The 18,468-nt window shown below is 62.5% G+C and carries 15 protein-coding genes; 5 read left to right on the forward strand and 10 right to left on the reverse strand.

What is annotated here, in order from left to right:
• Window positions 1–8: 8 nt before the first annotated feature.
• A complete protein-coding gene (locus tag ACRCUN_RS29295; protein ID WP_462145128.1) occupies window positions 9–893 on the reverse strand; it encodes a hypothetical protein in 885 nt (294 codons plus the stop codon).
• A 262-nt stretch (window positions 894–1,155) separates the two neighbouring features.
• On the reverse strand, window positions 1,156–2,865 hold the full coding sequence (locus ACRCUN_RS29300; protein ID WP_462145129.1) for an SWIM zinc finger family protein: 1,710 nt from the start codon (window positions 2,863–2,865) through the stop codon (window positions 1,156–1,158).
• A gap of 75 nt (window positions 2,866–2,940) precedes the next feature.
• Between ACRCUN_RS29300 and ACRCUN_RS29305 the strand changes: the two genes are divergently transcribed.
• On the forward strand, window positions 2,941–3,312 hold the full coding sequence (locus ACRCUN_RS29305) for a hypothetical protein (RefSeq protein ID WP_462145130.1): 372 nt from the start codon (window positions 2,941–2,943) through the stop codon (window positions 3,310–3,312).
• A 74-nt stretch (window positions 3,313–3,386) separates the two neighbouring features.
• On the opposite strand, the gene ACRCUN_RS29310 is transcribed toward ACRCUN_RS29305, so the two are convergent.
• Complete coding sequence (locus tag ACRCUN_RS29310) at window positions 3,387–3,935, reverse strand: hypothetical protein (RefSeq protein ID WP_462145131.1); 549 nt, start codon at window positions 3,933–3,935, stop codon at window positions 3,387–3,389.
• Between the two features lie 16 nt (window positions 3,936–3,951).
• Window positions 3,952–4,557, reverse strand: a complete 606-nt coding sequence (locus ACRCUN_RS29315; protein WP_462145132.1) for a DUF2510 domain-containing protein — start codon at window positions 4,555–4,557, stop codon at window positions 3,952–3,954.
• Between the two features lie 135 nt (window positions 4,558–4,692).
• On the opposite strand from ACRCUN_RS29315, the gene ACRCUN_RS29320 reads away from it, so the two are divergent.
• Both ACRCUN_RS29320 and ACRCUN_RS29325 read left to right on the forward strand, forming a co-directional pair.
• The gene (locus tag ACRCUN_RS29320) at window positions 4,693–5,229 is read left to right on the forward strand and encodes a hypothetical protein (RefSeq protein WP_462145133.1); all 537 of its coding nucleotides are present in this window, start codon (window positions 4,693–4,695) and stop codon (window positions 5,227–5,229) included.
• Window positions 5,230–5,360: 131 nt separating this feature from the next.
• Window positions 5,361–5,705, forward strand: a complete 345-nt coding sequence (locus ACRCUN_RS29325) for a hypothetical protein (RefSeq protein WP_462145134.1) — start codon at window positions 5,361–5,363, stop codon at window positions 5,703–5,705.
• Between the two features lie 711 nt (window positions 5,706–6,416).
• Here the strand turns inward: ACRCUN_RS29325 and ACRCUN_RS29330 are convergent.
• From ACRCUN_RS29330 to ACRCUN_RS29340, 3 genes are all read right to left on the reverse strand, one after another.
• Window positions 6,417–6,626, reverse strand: coding sequence for a hypothetical protein (locus tag ACRCUN_RS29330; protein WP_462145135.1), 210 nt, complete (start codon window positions 6,624–6,626; stop codon window positions 6,417–6,419).
• A gap of 290 nt (window positions 6,627–6,916) precedes the next feature.
• Window positions 6,917–7,543 carry a DUF4357 domain-containing protein gene (locus ACRCUN_RS29335; protein WP_462145136.1) on the reverse strand — a complete coding sequence of 209 codons (627 nt, stop codon included), beginning with the start codon at window positions 7,541–7,543 and terminating at the stop codon, window positions 6,917–6,919.
• Between the two features lie 683 nt (window positions 7,544–8,226).
• Complete coding sequence (locus ACRCUN_RS29340) at window positions 8,227–10,662, reverse strand: AAA family ATPase (protein WP_462145137.1); 2,436 nt, start codon at window positions 10,660–10,662, stop codon at window positions 8,227–8,229.
• Between the two features lie 362 nt (window positions 10,663–11,024).
• Between ACRCUN_RS29340 and ACRCUN_RS29345 the strand changes: the two genes are divergently transcribed.
• Together ACRCUN_RS29345 and ACRCUN_RS29350 are read left to right on the forward strand one after the other, a co-directional pair.
• On the forward strand, window positions 11,025–12,014 hold the full coding sequence (locus ACRCUN_RS29345; RefSeq protein WP_462145138.1) for a hypothetical protein: 990 nt from the start codon (window positions 11,025–11,027) through the stop codon (window positions 12,012–12,014).
• A complete protein-coding gene (locus ACRCUN_RS29350; protein WP_462145139.1) occupies window positions 12,007–12,438 on the forward strand; it encodes a hypothetical protein in 432 nt (143 codons plus the stop codon). Before ACRCUN_RS29345 ends, ACRCUN_RS29350 begins: the two co-directional genes overlap by 8 nt.
• Window positions 12,439–12,494: 56 nt before the next feature.
• Here ACRCUN_RS29350 and ACRCUN_RS29355 read toward each other — a convergent pair whose 3' ends face one another.
• The 3 genes from ACRCUN_RS29355 to ACRCUN_RS29365 all read right to left on the reverse strand — a co-directional run.
• Window positions 12,495–15,611, reverse strand: coding sequence for a helicase-related protein (locus ACRCUN_RS29355; protein ID WP_462145140.1), 3,117 nt, complete (start codon window positions 15,609–15,611; stop codon window positions 12,495–12,497).
• Window positions 15,608–17,470, reverse strand: coding sequence for a phospholipase D family protein (locus ACRCUN_RS29360; protein WP_462145141.1), 1,863 nt, complete (start codon window positions 17,468–17,470; stop codon window positions 15,608–15,610). The genes ACRCUN_RS29355 and ACRCUN_RS29360 overlap by 4 nt, the downstream gene beginning before the upstream one ends.
• The coding region (locus tag ACRCUN_RS29365) for a DUF6361 family protein (RefSeq protein ID WP_462145142.1) at window positions 17,463–18,468 on the reverse strand (1,006 nt) is incomplete at its 5' end. The genes ACRCUN_RS29360 and ACRCUN_RS29365, both read right to left, overlap by 8 nt.

The following is an 18,468-nucleotide window of genomic DNA, read 5'->3' on the forward strand; positions in this document are numbered from 1 at the left end:
CCACGCCGCTAGACCGCGTCGTCGAGATCCCACCAATGAGCTTCCCGCAATACCTCCCTCTTGTAGCTCGACCTTAATTCGTCGACCACCGCGAGTACTCGTGACGTCAGTTCATCTCGAATCCCGCTCTGAGCGTGGACATATGGGATGAACGCACGCAACAGATCGGGAGCGTCGAGCGCGACTTCTAACGGAATGTAATCGTCGTAGCAGGGTGTATCGCCGATCGCTTGTCGGACGCGCGCCGCACTCCACCGCAGCGGATCCCGGTCATCGTCGAGGAGTTCCAGAAGCAGCTGCCGATGGTTGTAGTCGGTGAACGGTGCTGCAGAATCGCTCGCGAAGAACGAGTCACAGAGCGCTGCGGTCGCTTCCCAGTCCATGACCGGGGTGCGGTGCTCACCACCTTCGGGTAGCCGACTCAGAACCCACTTGATCAGTGGTCGGTAGATCGCCCAGGATTCGCTCTCAGGCGCGAATGTTGGCTCAGCGAGAGCGTCCTCGACCCACGCGCGAGCATCTGCCAAACTCATCTCGACGACGTCGGTGTCGGACTCGGCGACGCGGGCCAGAACGTCGTCGATCGCGTCTGGCAATGCACCCGCATCGGTGATACGGGAAAACTTGACGTGATCGATCACGACGACGACAGACAGCTCATGCGCACCATCCAGTCGCATCCCGATCACTACCTCGTCCGCATCGCCGAGCACATCGGTGACGCGTACCGCCCGGTAAACGTCGACTTGCGATAGCGCGCCCATCCACTTCGGCAGATGCTCGTCTCGTTCAGCGAGCGCATGTCGGCACCGGAGCTGTTCTGCCGGTTCGTCGACGAGAAGTTCGGTGACCGCAGCCAACAGTGCCGTCGTCTCCCGATTCGGCCGATACATCAAGCCCGTTAGAAACGCTTCTAGATTCCGCGGTTCATGTTTCCCTGTATGGATCGCGCAGCTGGCCATCTCCAGCAGACTGACCGGGTGTCTACCCATCGCGCTATGTATTAGATCCGTAAGCGTCGTGTCACCATAGCTCTGCCGGTTGCGTTTCTTCGCGCGCCGCGCATCACGTCGGACCTGTTTGGCCCTGCGTGCCCGTCGTTTGTCACTCATGTCGCGGACGATACTCAGGGGCAGTGACAAACCGCTGTGTCGGTCACAAGCCTCTCGCGTCAAGGGCTTTCATCAACGCCGGTCGCCTCCCGTAGTTCTGGCGGATCTCCGCGATGTACGCCGCGAAATCCGCGCTGCAACCGCCTTTCTCATAGAGCTCTTCCATCGTCGCCAGTGTCTCGGCCATATCTGGGTACAGTGCGGAGTTGGGATACCGCAGATCCTTCTCGAGCTGCGGCCGGTACAGGTCTGCGGCGGCGACGGGCCGAGCTTCGGCACCGCGGTCGGCCAGTTCGCGCCACGCCGGGCCTGGGCCGTAACGGTCGGCGGCTTGCCACGCAGCATCCACGTCATCCTCGCTCAGCAAGAGTTGAACGAGGACCGCGCCGGCAGCGAAGCGGTCAGTTGCCAGTTGCCGGGCATGCTCCAAGGCCCAGCTGCGTTCGGTACCGGCGCGGTCGATCCCGGCTGCGAAATCGATGAGAACTCTGTAGTTCTCAACCGACGGCTGTCGGACGAAGTCCGCCCTCAGGACGCCCACGGCATCGTCGATGCGGCCGAGCTCCAGATACGTCCGGGCGACGTCGTCGGGGTCCAGCCAAAATTCGTTGCCGCCGCCGTAGCTGCTGATTCGTCCGTTGGCGACCGCACGATCAATCCATACCACTGCTTCCTCGTTGCGTCCCACAGCACGCAAGCGGTCGACGATCGCCCCGTACTGAGGGTGGTCCCGCTGACTCAGCAGCGTGATGGCGCGGTCGAGGTCGCCGTCGTGATCGGCGAGTTCCAGCAGCATGGCATTGATCTCGAATCGATCTAATTCCTTGCTGTCCTTCATCTTTCGGTCCAGCGCGGCCACCGCGCGGCGGTATGTCGCGAGTGCCTGCTCGTCGAACGCGTCGACAAAGTCGGCCAGGACCACGTGCGGCCAACCCGGGGAGTCAGCGCGGAATTTGACCAGCCACTTGGCGAGTTTGACGCGGTCGGGTTCACCGAGCCGGCAGGCGAGGGCGTAGAGGTCGGCAGCCCGCTGGCATTGATCGGCGATTGAGCCCGAAGAGTCGTCGACGTGTTCAATGATTTTGCGCAGCCGGGTGACTGCACTCAACAGTGCCGGCCGCACGACTTCAGCGGCACCACTGTTCACGTGGATCTCGAGTTCGTCGAGCATCTCACTGGCCACTTCCGCGACCTCAAAAGACCGTCGGTAATAGATATACCCACGGAAGGACAACATGTCTCGCACATAGGTTTCGAACTCAGCCTGGGCCCGCTCGATATCGCCCGACGTAGTCGCGGCGCGAATCTCCAGCATGCGTCGGACGCCGTCATCGCGCTGGGCAAACGCCAGGACCAGCTCACGCAGTTCGTCGACACCCATCGCCTGGACAGCGGCTTCCAACTCCGTATCTCCAGTACTGGGTGTGTCGTCGACGGCGAACCGTCCCGTGTCAATCGCGGCGAGCCCGGTCGCAACCAGATGTTTGCAGAAATTGCCCTCGGCATTGTGCGGACAGGTACAGACCCCGTCAGGCAGCGGACCTGACCAGTCGAGCTCCACGGCGTAGACGCGTTTGGCCTGAACCGAGGCGTACGCCGTGGACTCGGTGATGCGGAGCCCTCGCACATAGCGGACGTAGTCTTCGCCGCGGGCGAAGACCAGATCACCGGCCACCTGAAAAAGCGTCGACTCGGAAAGCGGCACGTCACCATGGTGCATGATCGGCGGGCCGAACTCAGCCAGAAGTTTCACCTCCGAAGGTATGGTGACCGCGACGGGAGGGCGGTGCGGCATGTTCGGACGCAGCGACGACGAGTGGATGCCATGGTGGACGACTCCATTGGCTTCCTCCGCGACCAGGCCCGGCTCCGGCGCATCGTCAGCTATAGCGAGCTCAACTCTGCGTTGGCGCGTCGCGGTCACGTCCCGTTCGATTTCGCGGTCGAAAGCGACCGCAACGCGGTTGGCGCCATCCTGAGCGAGGCCGTGCATCGCACTATTGGTGACACCAGACTGATGCTGTCGGCGATCGTCGCCTACTTGGACCGCAACAACGCCGGCCCCGGCTTCTACAAGTTCGCGACCCAGCTAGGGCTGCTACCGAACACAGCGAACGCCGACGACAAGCTTGCATTCTGGTCAGCCGAGGTCGACGCGGTGCACAACCACTACGCCCGGCGCCCGCGTCGACGGTGGTAATCCGTGGCTGACGCTCGTTCGGCCGTATCGCATGAGCGTGCGTTCAACTCCCCGAGCGCCTGTCACGGAACGGGTCACCTGCTGGTCCTTGTGTTGAAGAGTGTGGGGTTAGGTGCCGGCTCAGGGTCACCTTCGTCGTCCCACGGATCGCAATACGGGCACCACGGTCGCAGCCGGTGGTGGACCCATTCCGTATAGATGACGGCGAACAGCCACAGGTCTCCAGGTGCGGCAAGCAGAGGATTCATCTCGGTGGACCTGAGTTCAGCCACCAGCGGTGGACCAACAAGAAGGATGCCCAAGACCGCCACCCCGGCTGCGGTGTTCGCGAAGTGAGAGAACCGCAACAACGGCCGTCGCCGCTCGGCTTGCATGGGGGCATCGGCTGGGACTTCCTCCATGCACCGTAGGCATAAGTGCTCTCGGCTGCGGTGATGCGCGGACACCACCCAGAACGCCAGCAAGAGCACCGCCACGGCATAGTTCACCCAGACGAGCAGCCCGAACCATGTGGCAATGCGAATCGCAAGAGAAAATGCCAGGACGTAGATGAGCAGATGCGCCGCAATTGTCTGCGCCCTCGATGGTTCGGAGTCGCCGTGAGAACCGGTGCCTGACTTCACTTCTCGCTGAGGCCTCTCACAGGGATTCCGGCGGCAAGTATTGGCCGTGGGTTCCGCGAGGATCACCCTCTTGGTAGAGCCGGTTTTCGTAGTCGGCGCGGTTCGCGATCATGTCGCGTTGGAATTGCTCGTGACGCTGCTGCTCCTCACGGGCTTGCGCAGACTTCAGGGCCCAGAATCCAACGCCGGCCAGAACCCCCAGGACAGCGAAAACCACGAGCAGCCACGGATGCTCGGCGACAACGCCCAGTAGGAACAGCCCGCCGACTACCGCTGCCACGACCAGCGGTCGTCGATTCGATGTTCGCGCGATCGCACCGGCGCCTGTGCCAACAGCCACCGACGATGACGAGCCGCCGCCGAAGATGGCGGCCAGGATCCAGATTGGCAGCCACAAGCCGCAAGTCAACACCGTGAGCAACAGGTGCAGTGCGTGGTTGGTTCCGCCCGCTGCGGACACCGCCACCGCGACCGCCGGTGCTGCGGGTGCAGGCACAGTCGGCGGTGTGGGTACGAAGTGCTGGGTCCACCGTCGGCCGTCGTGATAACGCTGGCCCGGCTGGCCCCCCGGATCCGGATACCAGCCCGGCGCCGGTGTGGAAGGTCGGTTCTGATCGGTCATTGCTGACTCCTTTCATGGCTGAGGCGAGCCGATCAGAATGACAGGGGGCACCGACAAACTTCCGATTCCTCGGGAGGCGTCCGAGAAATATCCGGCTCACTGTCGGCACCGGCTCCCGTCGAGGGCACTGAGTCCATGGCCGCGTACGTGGTCGACGATCAAGGTACGGAGATCACGCGCCTCTGTGCCGACTTCGGCCAGTGGCGCTTCCTCCTGAAGGTGAGCCAAGAGGAAACGTTCGAAGCCATCGTCACCGGGCTCGCGCAGCAGGTGAGAATCTACGCGAACCAGAACGCGTTCGATGCCTCCCCCGAGGCCGATATGGGCCCACTTTCCCGGCCGCATACGCTGCCAAACGGAACAGTGATGGACCGATTACGGTTCGGGCCCGAGAGCTTCATTCCCGCCGGGATGTTCCAGAATCCCTGGAACCCGATGGCGACATTCTCCGGCACGGTCGTGCAGGCATGGACCAAATGCGTCGAGGCAACAGGAATTTCATTCCACGTCGCCAAGGTGACCACGGTCAGCGCCCTTGGCGTACACCTCTGCTGGCCAACCGAACTCGCGCCACCTGCCGAGCCCGGCAACACTGTTTACACGAAGGCGTACCTGACGACGATAGTGCCCGAAATCTGGCACCGGCAACAGCAAGCTTCCGGAGGAACGTGATGGGGTCACGACTGGGACTGCTCGTATTGAACGGATTTGGTCCCTGAGTTGTACGACCACTGCGCAGCGCGGACGATCGGCATGGACATTGTCCCGATGGATTCGAACCGACCTTGGCCAGGGTTCGCGGCATGGAGCCGCTGGGGGTCGATACCCCCGCCGAGTGGAAAGGCGCGGCGTGGATTGAGGGGTCGATCCTGATCGACCTCGCGGCGCAGCAAGTCGTGTGGGCTGAGGAGGAGGGCTATCTGTATCTGCCGCGGATCGTGAACCATCTGATCGAGCAGACGTGGCCCGGGTGGTCAGCGGTGTGGTCACCGGAAGGTGTTCGCGGGATTGTATGGCTCGCGGGCGTCGACCCTGCGGCGATCTTCACCGTGCCGGAATACTCGGAAAGTACACGCGATCACGTCAGGATGGTTCGCTCCGTGGTTCAACGGCAACAACGGAACCGGTGCCATATCGGTCCGTCTTGATGGTGACCGGTTGGTTGCCTGGCGAGGCGAGAAACTCCATTGACGTTTTCGCAGAGTACGGTCCGGATCGGATCAGATCGGTCGCAGAGGAAGCACTGGCGCGCAGCTCGGCCGGCGAGCCTGTGCTCTGGGCGTCACAACCCCGTAAAGAACCACCCGGCATAGGTATTCACATGGACTTTCCTGCCGAGGCGGTGCGATGGTGGGCCGTCGGGTACGAAGATCAGCACATCGATGCATTCGACGCGCTGTGGCCTGGATGGTCGGTCGAAAGCGTCGGCGACGCCTATGAGCTTCACGAGCAGTTCACCGGAAAGCGCATGCGGGACTGGGCGTCTGAAATCGACACTGTTCGGCACACTATCCAACGGATGGTTGACCAAGGCCCCCGCGAGAATCCGATTCTTCGTGTCGTTTCCCTGTTCACCGACAGCGAAGAGCTGACAATCAACGCGCCCGCACTCAAGTTCAACGCGCGGCGTCAGACTTCGGCGGGACTCAGTCCGCCATCACAGCACTCGATCGACTGGACCCGACACTCCGGCTGCCGCCTGCCCGAATCGTCAACAGGCACGGACACATCTTCGTTCCCAGCTCGCAGGACGGCGCGGCGAAAGACCCTGACTGACACGTCAGCATCGTCGGACTTGATCGACTGCCCCCAAATCGCGATCCACCCATCCGAGGATGTCCGGGCCGCCTCCGCGGCGCTCAGCAGGCGTGGATCGGTGCGGTCCGAATGGCCGACGAGGCAATACAGGCTGCCGAGTAGATACTTACGGGCAGAGCACGCCTGATCGCCGACGAGCTCCAGGAGCAGTTCCAGTCCTGCATCGGCTCGAACGCCCCGTTGTACGCCCAGGCGCGGATCTGCTCCTGCGTCGGATTCACCACGTCGACAAAGCTCGGTTCGTCGGACATTGCCCCATCCTCGCAGGGTTTTACTCCTGCGCGGTAGATCGCTGCGGTAACCCTGCTTTCGCCGATCCGGGCACTGAAGACGGGAGTTGAGCTACTCATCTGCGCAGCCGGAGTAAGCAATCCTGGCCTTGTCAACACGTGTGGTGGTCCCGGCGATGGTGGCGACGTCGGCGGGCTTCTTCCTTGACAAGCTCTCGGCCCGTCAGCCGAGATCCTCGATGAATTCCGGGCCGGCCAACAGCACCTGCCACATACGTCGATAACCGCGGGAGGTGTTGGCCCGTAGCCGACTACGCAAACTCGTTAGGGCGGGAACCGCTCGCCGCCGACAAGGCACGTTGTTCGAGATCATTGATGGATTGGCCTGCGGCGTTTCGCCAGGAGGTACGGCCATTGTTCGTACCGCCAACAAGTATGCTGCCAGCCGCCGACGGGCTCGCGAATAGGTGGTCCTTCAGAAAGACCAGCTCCTGATCTTCAAGTTTGATGATTCCGTCTGCATTGAGACTATCCCGCTGGCCCGCAAGATTAGGCGGTGCCGACGGACGAAGCGCAGCACGGCCTTTAGAACCAGCAAGCACCAATAGGCCCTCAGACGTCTGGTAACCCTTTGCTTCGCAGCCGGATTCTTGGAAGAACAGCTCCTCGGCAAATCCTGCGGAGTTCGACGAATCTGTCGAGGAGGCAGTGGCCGTCGGTTTGATCGGCTCCAACACGGGAGCTCCGAGTGTCGCCAACAACACCGCGATGGTGTCCATGAACTCTTTGCAATCCGCTTCCAGCGGTTCCGGCGTGAAGGGGTTAGAAGCCCTGTTCCCATTGACCAAGGTGTAGCGCCCTGCTGACATTCCCCGGTTTAGCGACAGCCACTCCAGATATGCCACATGCGTTGAGGTCCACTCGTTGGTCAGCGACACCGCAACCATCGCCCTAGTGCCAGAAATCCTTCGACGTCGTATGCTGCTGGAGCCGGGTCCCCCACATTCCCCGATTGACCGACATAGCATTGCGGCGTCTCGTCCTCGTTCGCACCAAACAGGTAGTACACGCCGACCTGCGCGGCCTCTGAACGCTCCAAGAACTGGGTCAACAGAGAACGAGGCACATCAAACACGCGCACTGTGCGGGTCGTCAGGCTCGCTACCCGGATACCAGCCGGATCGCCCGACGGGAGATAAATCTGAATTGTCTGTGCTCGCGCCATGGTGAAAGCCCTACCCTACGGCAGTCGGTCCGGCCAGTTCTGGTCCTGAGTCAGTGCAGATGTCCTTCACCTTCTGAACTAAATGGCGGACTTCGGCAACCGACGGCTGTAGCTCGTACGCGTGGTGGTGTACGGCGCGGCTCAGTCCGTGCCACGCATTCTTGGCCCTCTCTCCCAGCTCGACTCCGTGGAGTGCGCCCAATACAACGAGTTTCGAGCTCGTAGTCGGGGGCCTGTAGGTTTCTGCCTGCTTAGCCCAGGGGGCGCTCATCTCGTCCAGCCAGTCTTCGAACGCACACCGAGCAAGAAGTGCCGCGGTCCTCGGACCGCGAACGCCGAGCTTCACCGTGCCGTCAAGCACCTGCTCGGCGCAGGACAGCAGCTCCACACGATCGGTCATGACACCAGCTTCACTAAGTCACCGACCGCCAGTCGGGTCGAATTCACCGCATCACGATAGTCAGCTACACCTTTGTGTGCGCCGCTGGCGGCGATCCACAGCGCTTCGCGGCGCGCCGACCCTCCGGACAGCCATTTATCCACTGCGGCTTTGTCTTCCGGGTTGACCGCTAGGCCGAGTCGAGCCTTGGTCAGCGTTGCCGATTCCCACGCCTGCTCGACCTCGACATGTGGCACACCCCGCGCCAGCTGGCGCGCGCAGAAGACGTCCCATGCGGTGGACTCCAGGGCGTCGCGGCACAGGACCGGAACCGCGGCCTTCTTGACCGCCTCGGGTACGGCCTCGTCCGCAGCGATCGCGTACGCGTCTTTCAGCATCCTCGTCGCAGGCCGGCTTGCTTCTGCCACTGCAACAACGGAATTCGCACCACGGTTGACCTCGACGATGTGTGCCTCGACACGGGACCGCCGGATGGCTGCGGGTAATCGGTCGTCGTGCGTGAAGACGATGACCTGCCTGTTGGCCGCCAACTGAGTCAAGACTTGCAGGAAGCCATCGATCTTCGACGGGTCCATCGCCTGAATGGGGTCATCGAGCACCATGAAACGAAAAGGACTGGCAGCCGACGTCGCACGGGGAATGAAGACCGCCAACGCCAAGGCCTGTAGTTCCCCCTGGCTCATCACGCCGAAGGCTTCCGTATCGGAGCCGTCCACATCGGCCTTGAGCACGACGCGCCGGCTTGTCTTCTGACCCGCAAGCTCGATCGCACGCAACTCGACGTTGCTTTCCTGTCGCAGCGTCGCCCAAATCTCTCGGGCCTGCTCAGCAAGCGGTTCAATACGCTGGGCACGAAGCTGCGCGGCGTTGTCCTGCAACCATTTCAGTGCCTCGGAGGCCACTTCCAGTGTTGGCGCAGCAGCCTCGGCTCGCTCTGCCTTACCAAGCCAGTCCGCGAGTTCTACCGCGACCGGGGTCCACGCGTCTTCCCTGGCCGTGATCAGCACAGCCGCCTGCTGCTGCAGCGCTGCGTACGCTTCGCGCAATGCGGGCAACTTCTGCTGCACGTGATCGGCCAGCGCATGCTCACCATCCGCAGGCAGCGTCGCGAATGCTTCGTATGCAGCCTGGGCTATGGGCAGATGAGACAGTGACACATCCGGATCCGGCGGCGCCTCAACGGCATGCACGATGTTGGCAAGCACTGTACGGGCCTGTTTGGTGGCCGCCCGCGCCGACGATAAAACCTGCGCTGATTGCTGAGCCTGCTCGAGGGCGGAACGTGCGGCCACCGCCCATTCCGCAGTCAGATCACCTCCGCCGCAGACGGGACACTTCTGATCTCCGTGGTTGGCGTGGAACTCAAGGCTGACCTCCAGCAGCCGGACCCGGTCGGCCGTGAGCACATCGGCTCGGCTGATCTCTTCTTTCTCAGCATCGGCGGCCGCTCGCAACGCATGGCAGGCTTGTGCGACCTCTTGCTCGTCAGGAGCAGTCAGGCTCTGTGCGTAACTCCATGCCGACGGCACGGTTGATGCTGTGCCACCGCTGATCAGCGGCCGGACCGCATTCAGATCGGGGCGACGCTTCTTCAACTGCGCCAACGCTTTTGCCGCGCGCGGGTCCTCATGCGACTCCAGCTTGAGCCGAAGGGCATCGCGCGCACTTTTTTGAACGGCCGCTGGCTGCTTAAGTTGTTTGACCTCGGCTTCGAGGCGGGTCATGGCGTCGGTCAGCTGTTCCAGACCAAGCAGCTTGTGCAGTTGGTCGTAGAAGTCGCTTGGACGCCCCTCGAGAATTCCGCCCAGCTCGTCGTAGCTGAGCAGGGGCCGGTACATCTCCAACGCGCCGGTCCACCCGAGCACAGCCGCATCTTCGCGCCTGCTTCCGTCCCGCTGCACCCAGATTTTGAGATCCTCAACCTCGACATCACCGGCCGGCCAGTCCACACCGATCACCGTTGCGCCTGAACCTTCTTCGGCCAATCTGACCCGGATCTGGGCGGGCTCACCGGCGTGCAGGTTGCGCCAGTTCTGCGACCACACCGCAGCCTTGTTCTTCCAGCGCGAGTTCGTCCCCGTCAGCGCGAGCTCCAGCCCTTCGGCCAGGGTCGATTTGCCCGATCCGTTCCGGCCCGCCACCACGATCAATCCCGGGCCAGGCCGGAAGGGAAGAGTGACGGCAGGCCCGATGCCTCGGAAGCCCTGGACCGTGATGGAGTGCAGGTAGGCGCCAACCGGTTCGCCTTCCTCTTTTGCCTCTGCGGTCAGAGACTGCACGAGCTCTACCGGGGTGGCGTCGTCACTGAGTACCTCGGCCATTTCGCTGGCGCTCCCCATCGCGGCAAGCACCACGAGCTTGGCCTGTTCACTCAGCTTTTCGTCGGCATCGGCCAACGACAACACAAAATTCTTCAAGCGGTCGTCAGCCATGTCCCCCTACTTTCCACACGGCGGTTTTCACCTGCGTCGTTGCCGCGTGCGCGCGATACATATAGTGACTGGGATGGTATCCGTCGCCTCCGTCAATTGACCAAGAATGCGACCAGGTACGGATTGAGGCTCCCCAGTCGAGGAAGCCCGCGGTGTCGGTGAGCCGATGGCTGAGCGCACGTAGTACAGCTATCGAGGTACGCGGACGGTCTCTCTTCGCAATAGGCTGGCTTCTGCTGTGCGATCGAGCCGCCTCGTCGAGGACGCCGCAAAGAATCGTTCGATTGTCTCCTCGATTGCTAATTATTGCCCCCGCCGTCACGATAGGCTGCCGGCCAAGACTCCTAGACAAAGGGGACAGCATGGTTCTGCCCTTGATACCCGCGGTGCTGATCGCTGCCGGGGCGGCCACGGGAGGAAGCGGACTGGCCCTCGGTGGCAAAGGCGCACTCTCGATCAAGAAAGCCCAATCAGTGCGAAGCCACGCGATAAAGCGCTACGAGGCGCGGCGAGAGCAAAGCGAAGCTCGCGTCGCCGCGACGAATGCTTTGCTCGAACGCTCGGGAAATGACCAACAACAGGCGATTTCTGATGTGGTGCTGCGGATGGCCGAGTTCCTGCGTCGTAACGAACGGCAGGTGCGGGAGAACGAACGTTTGCTGGTCGACGGCATCGACGCGACCATGCATCGGGTCACCGGACTCACCACCCTGGACGTTGACGCCGCGTCGTGGATCGCAGGCGCGCTCGGCTCCGCGGGTGCTGGACTTGGCGCGGGTGCAGGGGTCACGGCGGCGGCCAGCACCTTCGGTGTGGCCAGCACCGGCGCGGCTATTTCGGGTCTGTCCGGCGTCGCAGCGTCGAATGCTGCCATGGCGTTTCTGGGTGGCGGCAGCCTAGCCTCGGGCGGTGGAGGGATGGCGTTGGGCGCCGCAGCGCTAAACTTCGTGACGATCGGACCTGGACTCTTGGTCGCCGGCCTCGTTACGCATACCCAGGGCGACAAGGCAATGACCAAGGCGAAAGAGGTCTGCGCCAAGGTCAACGTCGGCATCGCGGAACTCGATGAATTTGACACCAAGCTGTCAGCTGTCGACACGCGGGCAGATGAACTGCGTTCCCTTCTGGATGATCTCCGCCAACTTGCGGTAACTGCACTGGATCTGCTCGAGTCGGAACCATTCGACGCCAAGACTCACGCGCCGCGGTTCCAGCGCGCTATGACGCTGGCAATGGCGGTGCGGGATGTGGCCGCGGCGCCTGTCATCGATGAGGCCGGGGATCTGACTGAAGGGAGTGGGAAGCTCAGCGTGAAGTACCGCACGATGACTGAGGAGAACGCCAATGAGTGATTCGGCACGGGTGCATACCGCCAAGGTTGTTAGTCGAGGCACCAACGTTGTCACGCCCGTGCAGGGCTTCGACGCCCTGAACCGTATCGTGGACGCCGCCCGCGAGTGCATTGCCGTACACCAGGTGGAGAGCACAAAGCGCACCAAGCTACAGACCTATGAATCAACCGAGGTGGCTCGGATCAAGGCCGCTGAGTCGGTCCTCAAGGACTACTTTGGGCAGGTCTTCGCCGAGCGGCGATCAAACTTCGAGGAACTGTTCACCCGTCTCGACAACGCATTGGAGGCCAACGATGGCGAGACTGTCAGCCTGATGGTGCGCGGCATCGTCGACATCGCCAAGACCTCACCGCTGGCAGACCTCGGCGACCTTGGCAAGATCCGCGCGGCCCTTGACGATCCAAATCAGGTGTGGGACTTGTGAACAACCGAGTCCGACTAAGACGCGATAGGTAACTCTCCGGACATCCTGAAGCGATTTCACCCCCGGGCCGGTGGCCGTAGATCGAGCTGCGCAACCTGGCTTTCGCTCATACCGCGCTGACGCAGCAACTCCATCATGTCCTCCTGCCGCGGCTGGCCGAGCATCATGCGATAAAGCGTGAGCGAGTTCCGCAGCCGGCCATACTGTACATCTTCGCGACTCAGGGGGAAGTGCACGATCATCCGCTCGACCCGCGCATCACCGGGATAAATCCACCACGGCGAAAACTCACCGAGCTCCGAACGGTCGACTGCGGCGTCGAAGGCGCAGTGCCACGGGTGCTTGCCGGTACGCGCTTCTGCAAGCGCTTGCTGGCGGTGCATAGCAGCGACGTTCTTGCGAACCGCGTGCCCGGAAAAGCGATTCACGCGGCCCTCACGTTGTTCGAAATCGACCGGGTTGGACGGCAAGTTCCAGTGAACGACGGCATGGCTCCACCAGTGGAAGTCAATCCCCTCCTGGCCCACACTCGTCGACGCGAGCACGAACGGCCAGAACGGACTGTTGAAGGCGTTGCGAACCTCCGGGGCTCGAACACTCTCAGTATCCTTCGCCGCATTACCGTATCTGAGCGCGAAGCGCACAGTGATGGGAAGCCTGGCGAGGTCGGTGCTACGTGCGGTGTATCGCGACGTTCGAAGAGTTAGTGCCTCGATTGCGCGGTCCGCGATCTGGCTGAGCGCGTTGGCATCGATCCGTGAACCGCCAAGCTCGAGCTTCAGCTGAAAGCAGTACTCGTCTAGCACGGACTGCAGATTTCCGTCGGCGCAGTACTGAATCACCCTTCGCCAGTAGGGCCGATCCCGGCCGTACAACTGGTCGAGCAGATACATCACGTCCATGCGGTTGAACAACGTTCGAATGCCGTTGGCAATCCGAGCGGCCGTCTGCCATAAGGGTATTCGGAGATCTTGGTCCTTCTCGTCGCAGATACGCGCCAGTGCCCGGTAGGCCACATTGCCGGGGCTGTGCAGCGCGAGCTGCGCAAGATCTGGATGCCAACGCGGAGAGCCGGATCGAGCGAGCGCGAACTTCGCGTGATCCCTGATGGCACGCCCTGAGCCACCGTCTTCGGCGTTCTTGGTCGCCTCGCTGCCGCCGGCGAGCCAGTATGCGGCCACGTCCGAGCGCCGATGAGCGCCCTCGGGCCAACTTCCGGGCCAGGAGAAGTACGACTCCCAAACCTCGTCGGTTGGTGCAGGCTCCACAGCCGCGTCGGCTGTTCTCAGTCGCTGATCGACCATGCCGCGTGCGACGCCAGCGTCCATCAACCGATGGTCGCCAGACGAAAGATTCAGCGGGTCACCGGCTTCGGAGAGTGCGGGATGAGGCCAAAACAGCGCTAACGTCGACATGCTGGCCGCTCGGCCATCTCGCATGACGTAGTCGAAACGGGTAGAAACCGCCCTTCGGGCCTCCGCTGTGTTCTCAGTCAAACCGGATTCCGCGACCATCCGACGTTCCGCTTCATAGCTCAGCAGACTCGCGATCGACGTGGGAACACTCGACCAGGCTGAGAAGATCAGCCGCTTCGTGACGGATCCGTTCGCGAACTCCGCGAACACCCCGCCCGGCGCCAAGTACGGCATCGACGGTGGAATCCAGAGCAGCTTCCACCATTCCTTGTCGATCGTCTCGGCCGCGAACGCCCGCAACCGCGCATTTCCGTAATCGACCGGCTCATAGCGCCGAATTGCGTGCGCATCAATCAAGCGGAGCCGGTCGATACACGACCTCAGCACCGTTGTGGCAGTACCACTCTCGAGTTGCAGACGCGCCCGTTCGCCCAGCCGGTACCCGTCCATGAAGCTGGCGAAGTATGGGATGGACTTCCAGTAGTCCAGGCTCACCGGCGACTCGACCTCGCGCGCAAATGCTTGGAGCGCCGCGTAGTCGCGTAGATCGCCTGGAGTCGGCACGCGGCTGACCACCCGTCGCACAAGTAAATCGCGGCCCTCTTCGAGGCGGGGACGTTCGGAGCGAGTCATGAAGGGAATCAGCGCATTGCGCAGCTCGGCAGCCTCCTCAGCCGCATTCCACCCCGCGACGGCCGCCTGCCGATAGCTGCTGAGCGCCGTGCCGATCCGTTCCATCGAAACCAGGTCCCCGGCGGTGAGGAAACTCAGCGTCGTCATGAAGTCTTGGTAGTGATCGTCCTCGTTGTCACCCGCCACCGTGGTGTACGGCTTGTAAGGCGTTGCAGAGAGCAACAGGACCTTTGCATGCCGGTAGTTGAACAGATGGTGAGCGAGTTCGCTAGCCGGGTTGTCGCTGGTGTCGTCAATGAGATGTCGGAAGCGTTGGAACTCATCAAGAATCACAAGGTCAGGCTTCAACGATTCCACGCTCGCTTTCGCGAGTGCACCGCGAAGGCGTGACGTGATGCATTTTACTGCCGGCCTAATCTCATCGGGGACTGCGTCCAACCCGTTGAGCCGATCGCATGTGGTGTCGAACTCGCGGCGGAGCCCGCTATGTTCGATTGATTCGCAAAACTCGCGGAGGATGACAGCATCCGGGCCCGCTCCGAGCGCCTCCCGCATTCTGGCGATACCTGCCTGGAAGTCCGTCAACCTCCGCACTTGGCCTTGAAAGAACAGGGCAGACGCGCGTTCGGATTCCGAGCCGGAGTACGTCATCCCGTTGAGGAAAATGTGAAGCAGTTGACGCTCTTCCTGCGAACCTGTCTGCCATCCCATCTCGAAAGATGTTCCGGGGGTGAACGATACGAGATTCACCTTCTTGCCGTCGAGCGTCGTGTTTAAGGTGAACCGTCGGCTATCCAACGCCAGCAACGTCAATCGGCTGGTGATGCTCACCAGTGGGTCACCGGTCACATTGAGCCGGTGCAGATTCTGCTTGGCGAGGTCGGTACTGGAACAGATGTAGACCACATCAATGCGGTCGACGTGCGCCGCATCCTGCAGTTCGGCGATCGTGGCCGCGACGACACCGCGCGCGATGATGCTCTTGCCGAGCCCGGTTTCATCGGCGACGAGGAACCGCCCGCTGGTGGCCTGTGGCCCATACAGTCGGTTAACAATGTGCTCGACGGCGTCTCGTTGGAAGCCCTTGAGGTTAGCGAGAATCCGCTCAACCTCATCACTTCTCATCGCGTGGCCTCTGATTTCTCGGAATAGGCTTCCCAGACCGCCGCCCATAGTTCATCGAAGCCGTCCGGGAGCACGGACTGTTCGCCGTCGCTGCGTCGCTCTTCCGCGGCGCGTACGTGTTCGACGATCCGCCGCACGTCGGCTAACCCACTGTGCCCGACGCCGATCGCGCGCACCAGAGTCTCGAAAAGACCGCTGCCGTCGTCAGCCCAGCCTTCGACCGCGGAGGCCAGGTCATCGAAGTGCAGCGAGCCGTCACCTCCTTCGAGGGCAAGAAGTAGCGCCAACAGCCGCATGAATGCCGAGCGGTCCGCCAGCTGACGGGCAATGACGGCGTCCTGCCGGCCAGGAACGTCACCATCGAGGATTGCTGCAACAACAGTGGATGCTGTCACATCACGTTGATCGGTGATTCGGATGACGACGAACGGGGTGATATCGGTGAGTGCGAGACCGTCGAATTCGGCTGGTGCGCCGGGCACGGCTGCGGTGTTGGCGGTGCGTGTCAACAGTGAAACCCGGGCGTTCATCCCGTCTGGTATGTCCGCCGATCCGTCGGCGGTGAGGAGGATCCGATACTGCGGGATGGCTTCATGTCCGTCCCTAAAAGCGTTGACGCCCACAGATTCCTCTGACGTGACCCGCGCGAAGTATCGACGGGACGCCAGTTCGCGCAGGACCTGTTCGAGTGCCTGATTTGCCAGTTCCTCTGCCGGGGTGTCCGCGCCGCCGGCAGGTTGATAGGGAATCGTGAGTCCTCGCAGCGGCGATTGTTCGCCGAGGAGTGCTGCCACTCCAAGCTTGGTGCGTGGTCCTTCGAACTCGACCAGCAGTTCCACATTGCCACCGAATGCGGGTGCGGTTGCGTTGGCCGACCCCACATAAAGGTGTGAACCTGACTGCCGGTCAACAACAAATGCCTTCGCGTGTAGGCCGGCAAGAGATTCAGCAGGGGTAAGTCGATGGGTTCCGTCCGATGTGGACTCCGAGTGTCCAACCTCGTCGCTGGCGTCGTCGTTGGCAGCTTCGTCGAGGACCAGCCCCTCGATGCGGCTCAATGTTGCGGCGCTGAGCCGGTCAAGTTGTTCCCGCCGGGCCAGGACGGTGGTCGCGTTCGACTGCGGCGGCAGGATCCGGACGATGCCGTCGTCGCTGACGAACGGCGAGATGATGCCATGGCGCACACCGGAGAACAGTTCGTGCACCGGACGCGTCGGGATCCTTGGGACCCCGAAAGGGTGAAACCGTAGCGATCGCACGTCGGCCGGCCGCTCCCACTCGACGGCGGCCACGGCGTCGGCAAGCGCGACGATCCTGGCGACACGATCGGAGGTCAACGGTTGCACGCCCATCGCCGGTAGGGCGCGCACAAATGCGGCAAGCGGTGCGCTCTGCTCTGTCGGCCTGTCGCCGACGAGGCCGTCGAGCCGGACGACCAGATCCCAACTTCGATCGTCGGTGAGATTGCGGCTCGCGCAGAGCATACGGTAGCTTCGCGAATCACCATTGGCGTACTCCAGAACCCAGACCTTCGGGTGGAAGAGCAGGTTCCGGCGCGGCGCTTGCACTGGATGGATCATCGGCTCGAGCAGGGCGAACAAGTCGGATGTCTTCCGCGGCTCGGCCACCTGGCCGGCCTGAGCGAAGAGGTCGATCTTGTCGGCCGCGCGGCGGACCGCGTCCAGGATTGCGATCGGATCGCGACTCTCCCGAACACGATGGGCCGCGAAGGCAAGCGGGATTGACAGGGCGGCAGTCAGATCAAGGGTGAAGGTAGTCGCGACGGCGTGTGAAAGCTGGAATCCGCTGGGTGGTCGAAGCTGCTCGGTCAGCGCGGCACGACTGTCCGGCTCAAGCATCGGAGCGCTCCAACCCGTCGTGGATGTCGCGGAGCACGGGCCGTAGCTGAGTCCAGCGATACACAAGCTGACTGCTACCCGAGGATCCCAGCCAGGCTTGCAGCAGACGCTTGTTCACCAGCCTCGCTTGAGATCGCTTGTGCTCCCGCTCGCGGCGGCGGATGAATTCCCGCAACTCATCGTTATCTGCAAGCGTGGCGAGGTCGGTGGAGGCGAGCTGGTCGAGCCACTCGTCGATGAATCGGCGGGACCGCAGGTTCACCGCAGGATTCTGCGTGAGGACGCGGCTCCAGAATTCGGCGGTGTTCCAGGTGTTGATGTCGTCCTGCACCGTTGGCTGGATTGCCCATTCGTCCAGTTTCTGTCGGTACTGCTCGACCGGGTTCTCCACGCGGTCAAACCCTTCCTGCTCGTATGCCTCCGCCAGCAGCAGGTTGTACAGCAGGGAGGCGCCGTTCATCAGGATGGAAAAGCGACGCGCGTCGTCGAGCACAGTTCTGCGCTCACCGTCCGCCGACATGAGCACCGCATCCGCCCAGGGAACAGCGCTGTTGGGGTCGGGACGACGAAGGAGGGCGAATTCGAGCATGGTGTCGGGCGCGCTCGCCAGCATCCGGTCACGCAGCCAAGCGGCTTCGCTGCGGGGTAAGGCGAACCCGTCAGGTACTTCGGCTGGGAAGCCGGGCGGCACCGGCGGCAGCGTGGCGTGAAATGCCCCCGAATGCCATACCGCGACATCGTCCTCGTAATCGGCGCTGGCGAGGCGGCGCGCGTGGACTCGAGCGACCTCCGCGGCGATCGCGTCCTCCCGGCTCAGGGTGGCGTCACTGAGGATGCCGTGCACGCGCATGCCTCCCCAGTAGAGCGCCGACGGCAAGTTCTTAAGTCCCACACCTACTGTCGCACCAACCACGCCGTCCTTCTCGCCAGCGTCCAGAAGTCCGCGGATGAGGCGGCGTTCGTTGCGGTCGGCGAGCGCGGTCGCTTTCTCGAGGTCA

This window comes from Mycobacterium venezuelense, assembly GCF_054919535.1.

Excerpts from the sequence above, each read along its gene's own strand:
- ACRCUN_RS29295 (WP_462145128.1), bottom strand. The coding sequence starts at position 893 with ATGTATCGGCCGAATCGGGAGACGACGGCACTGTTGGCTGCGGTCACC.
- ACRCUN_RS29315 (WP_462145132.1), bottom strand. The coding sequence starts at position 4,557 with ATGACCGATCAGAACCGACCTTCCACACCGGCGCCGGGCTGGTATCCG.
- ACRCUN_RS29320 (WP_462145133.1), top strand. The coding sequence starts at position 4,693 with ATGGCCGCGTACGTGGTCGACGATCAAGGTACGGAGATCACGCGCCTC.
- ACRCUN_RS29325 (WP_462145134.1), top strand. The coding sequence starts at position 5,361 with ATGGAGCCGCTGGGGGTCGATACCCCCGCCGAGTGGAAAGGCGCGGCG.
- ACRCUN_RS29330 (WP_462145135.1), bottom strand. The coding sequence starts at position 6,626 with ATGTCCGACGAACCGAGCTTTGTCGACGTGGTGAATCCGACGCAGGAG.
- ACRCUN_RS29340 (WP_462145137.1), bottom strand. The coding sequence starts at position 10,662 with ATGGCTGACGACCGCTTGAAGAATTTTGTGTTGTCGTTGGCCGATGCC.
- ACRCUN_RS29345 (WP_462145138.1), top strand. The coding sequence starts at position 11,025 with ATGGTTCTGCCCTTGATACCCGCGGTGCTGATCGCTGCCGGGGCGGCC.
- ACRCUN_RS29350 (WP_462145139.1), top strand. The coding sequence starts at position 12,007 with ATGAGTGATTCGGCACGGGTGCATACCGCCAAGGTTGTTAGTCGAGGC.
- ACRCUN_RS29355 (WP_462145140.1), bottom strand. The coding sequence starts at position 15,611 with ATGAGAAGTGATGAGGTTGAGCGGATTCTCGCTAACCTCAAGGGCTTC.
- ACRCUN_RS29360 (WP_462145141.1), bottom strand. The coding sequence starts at position 17,470 with ATGCTTGAGCCGGACAGTCGTGCCGCGCTGACCGAGCAGCTTCGACCA.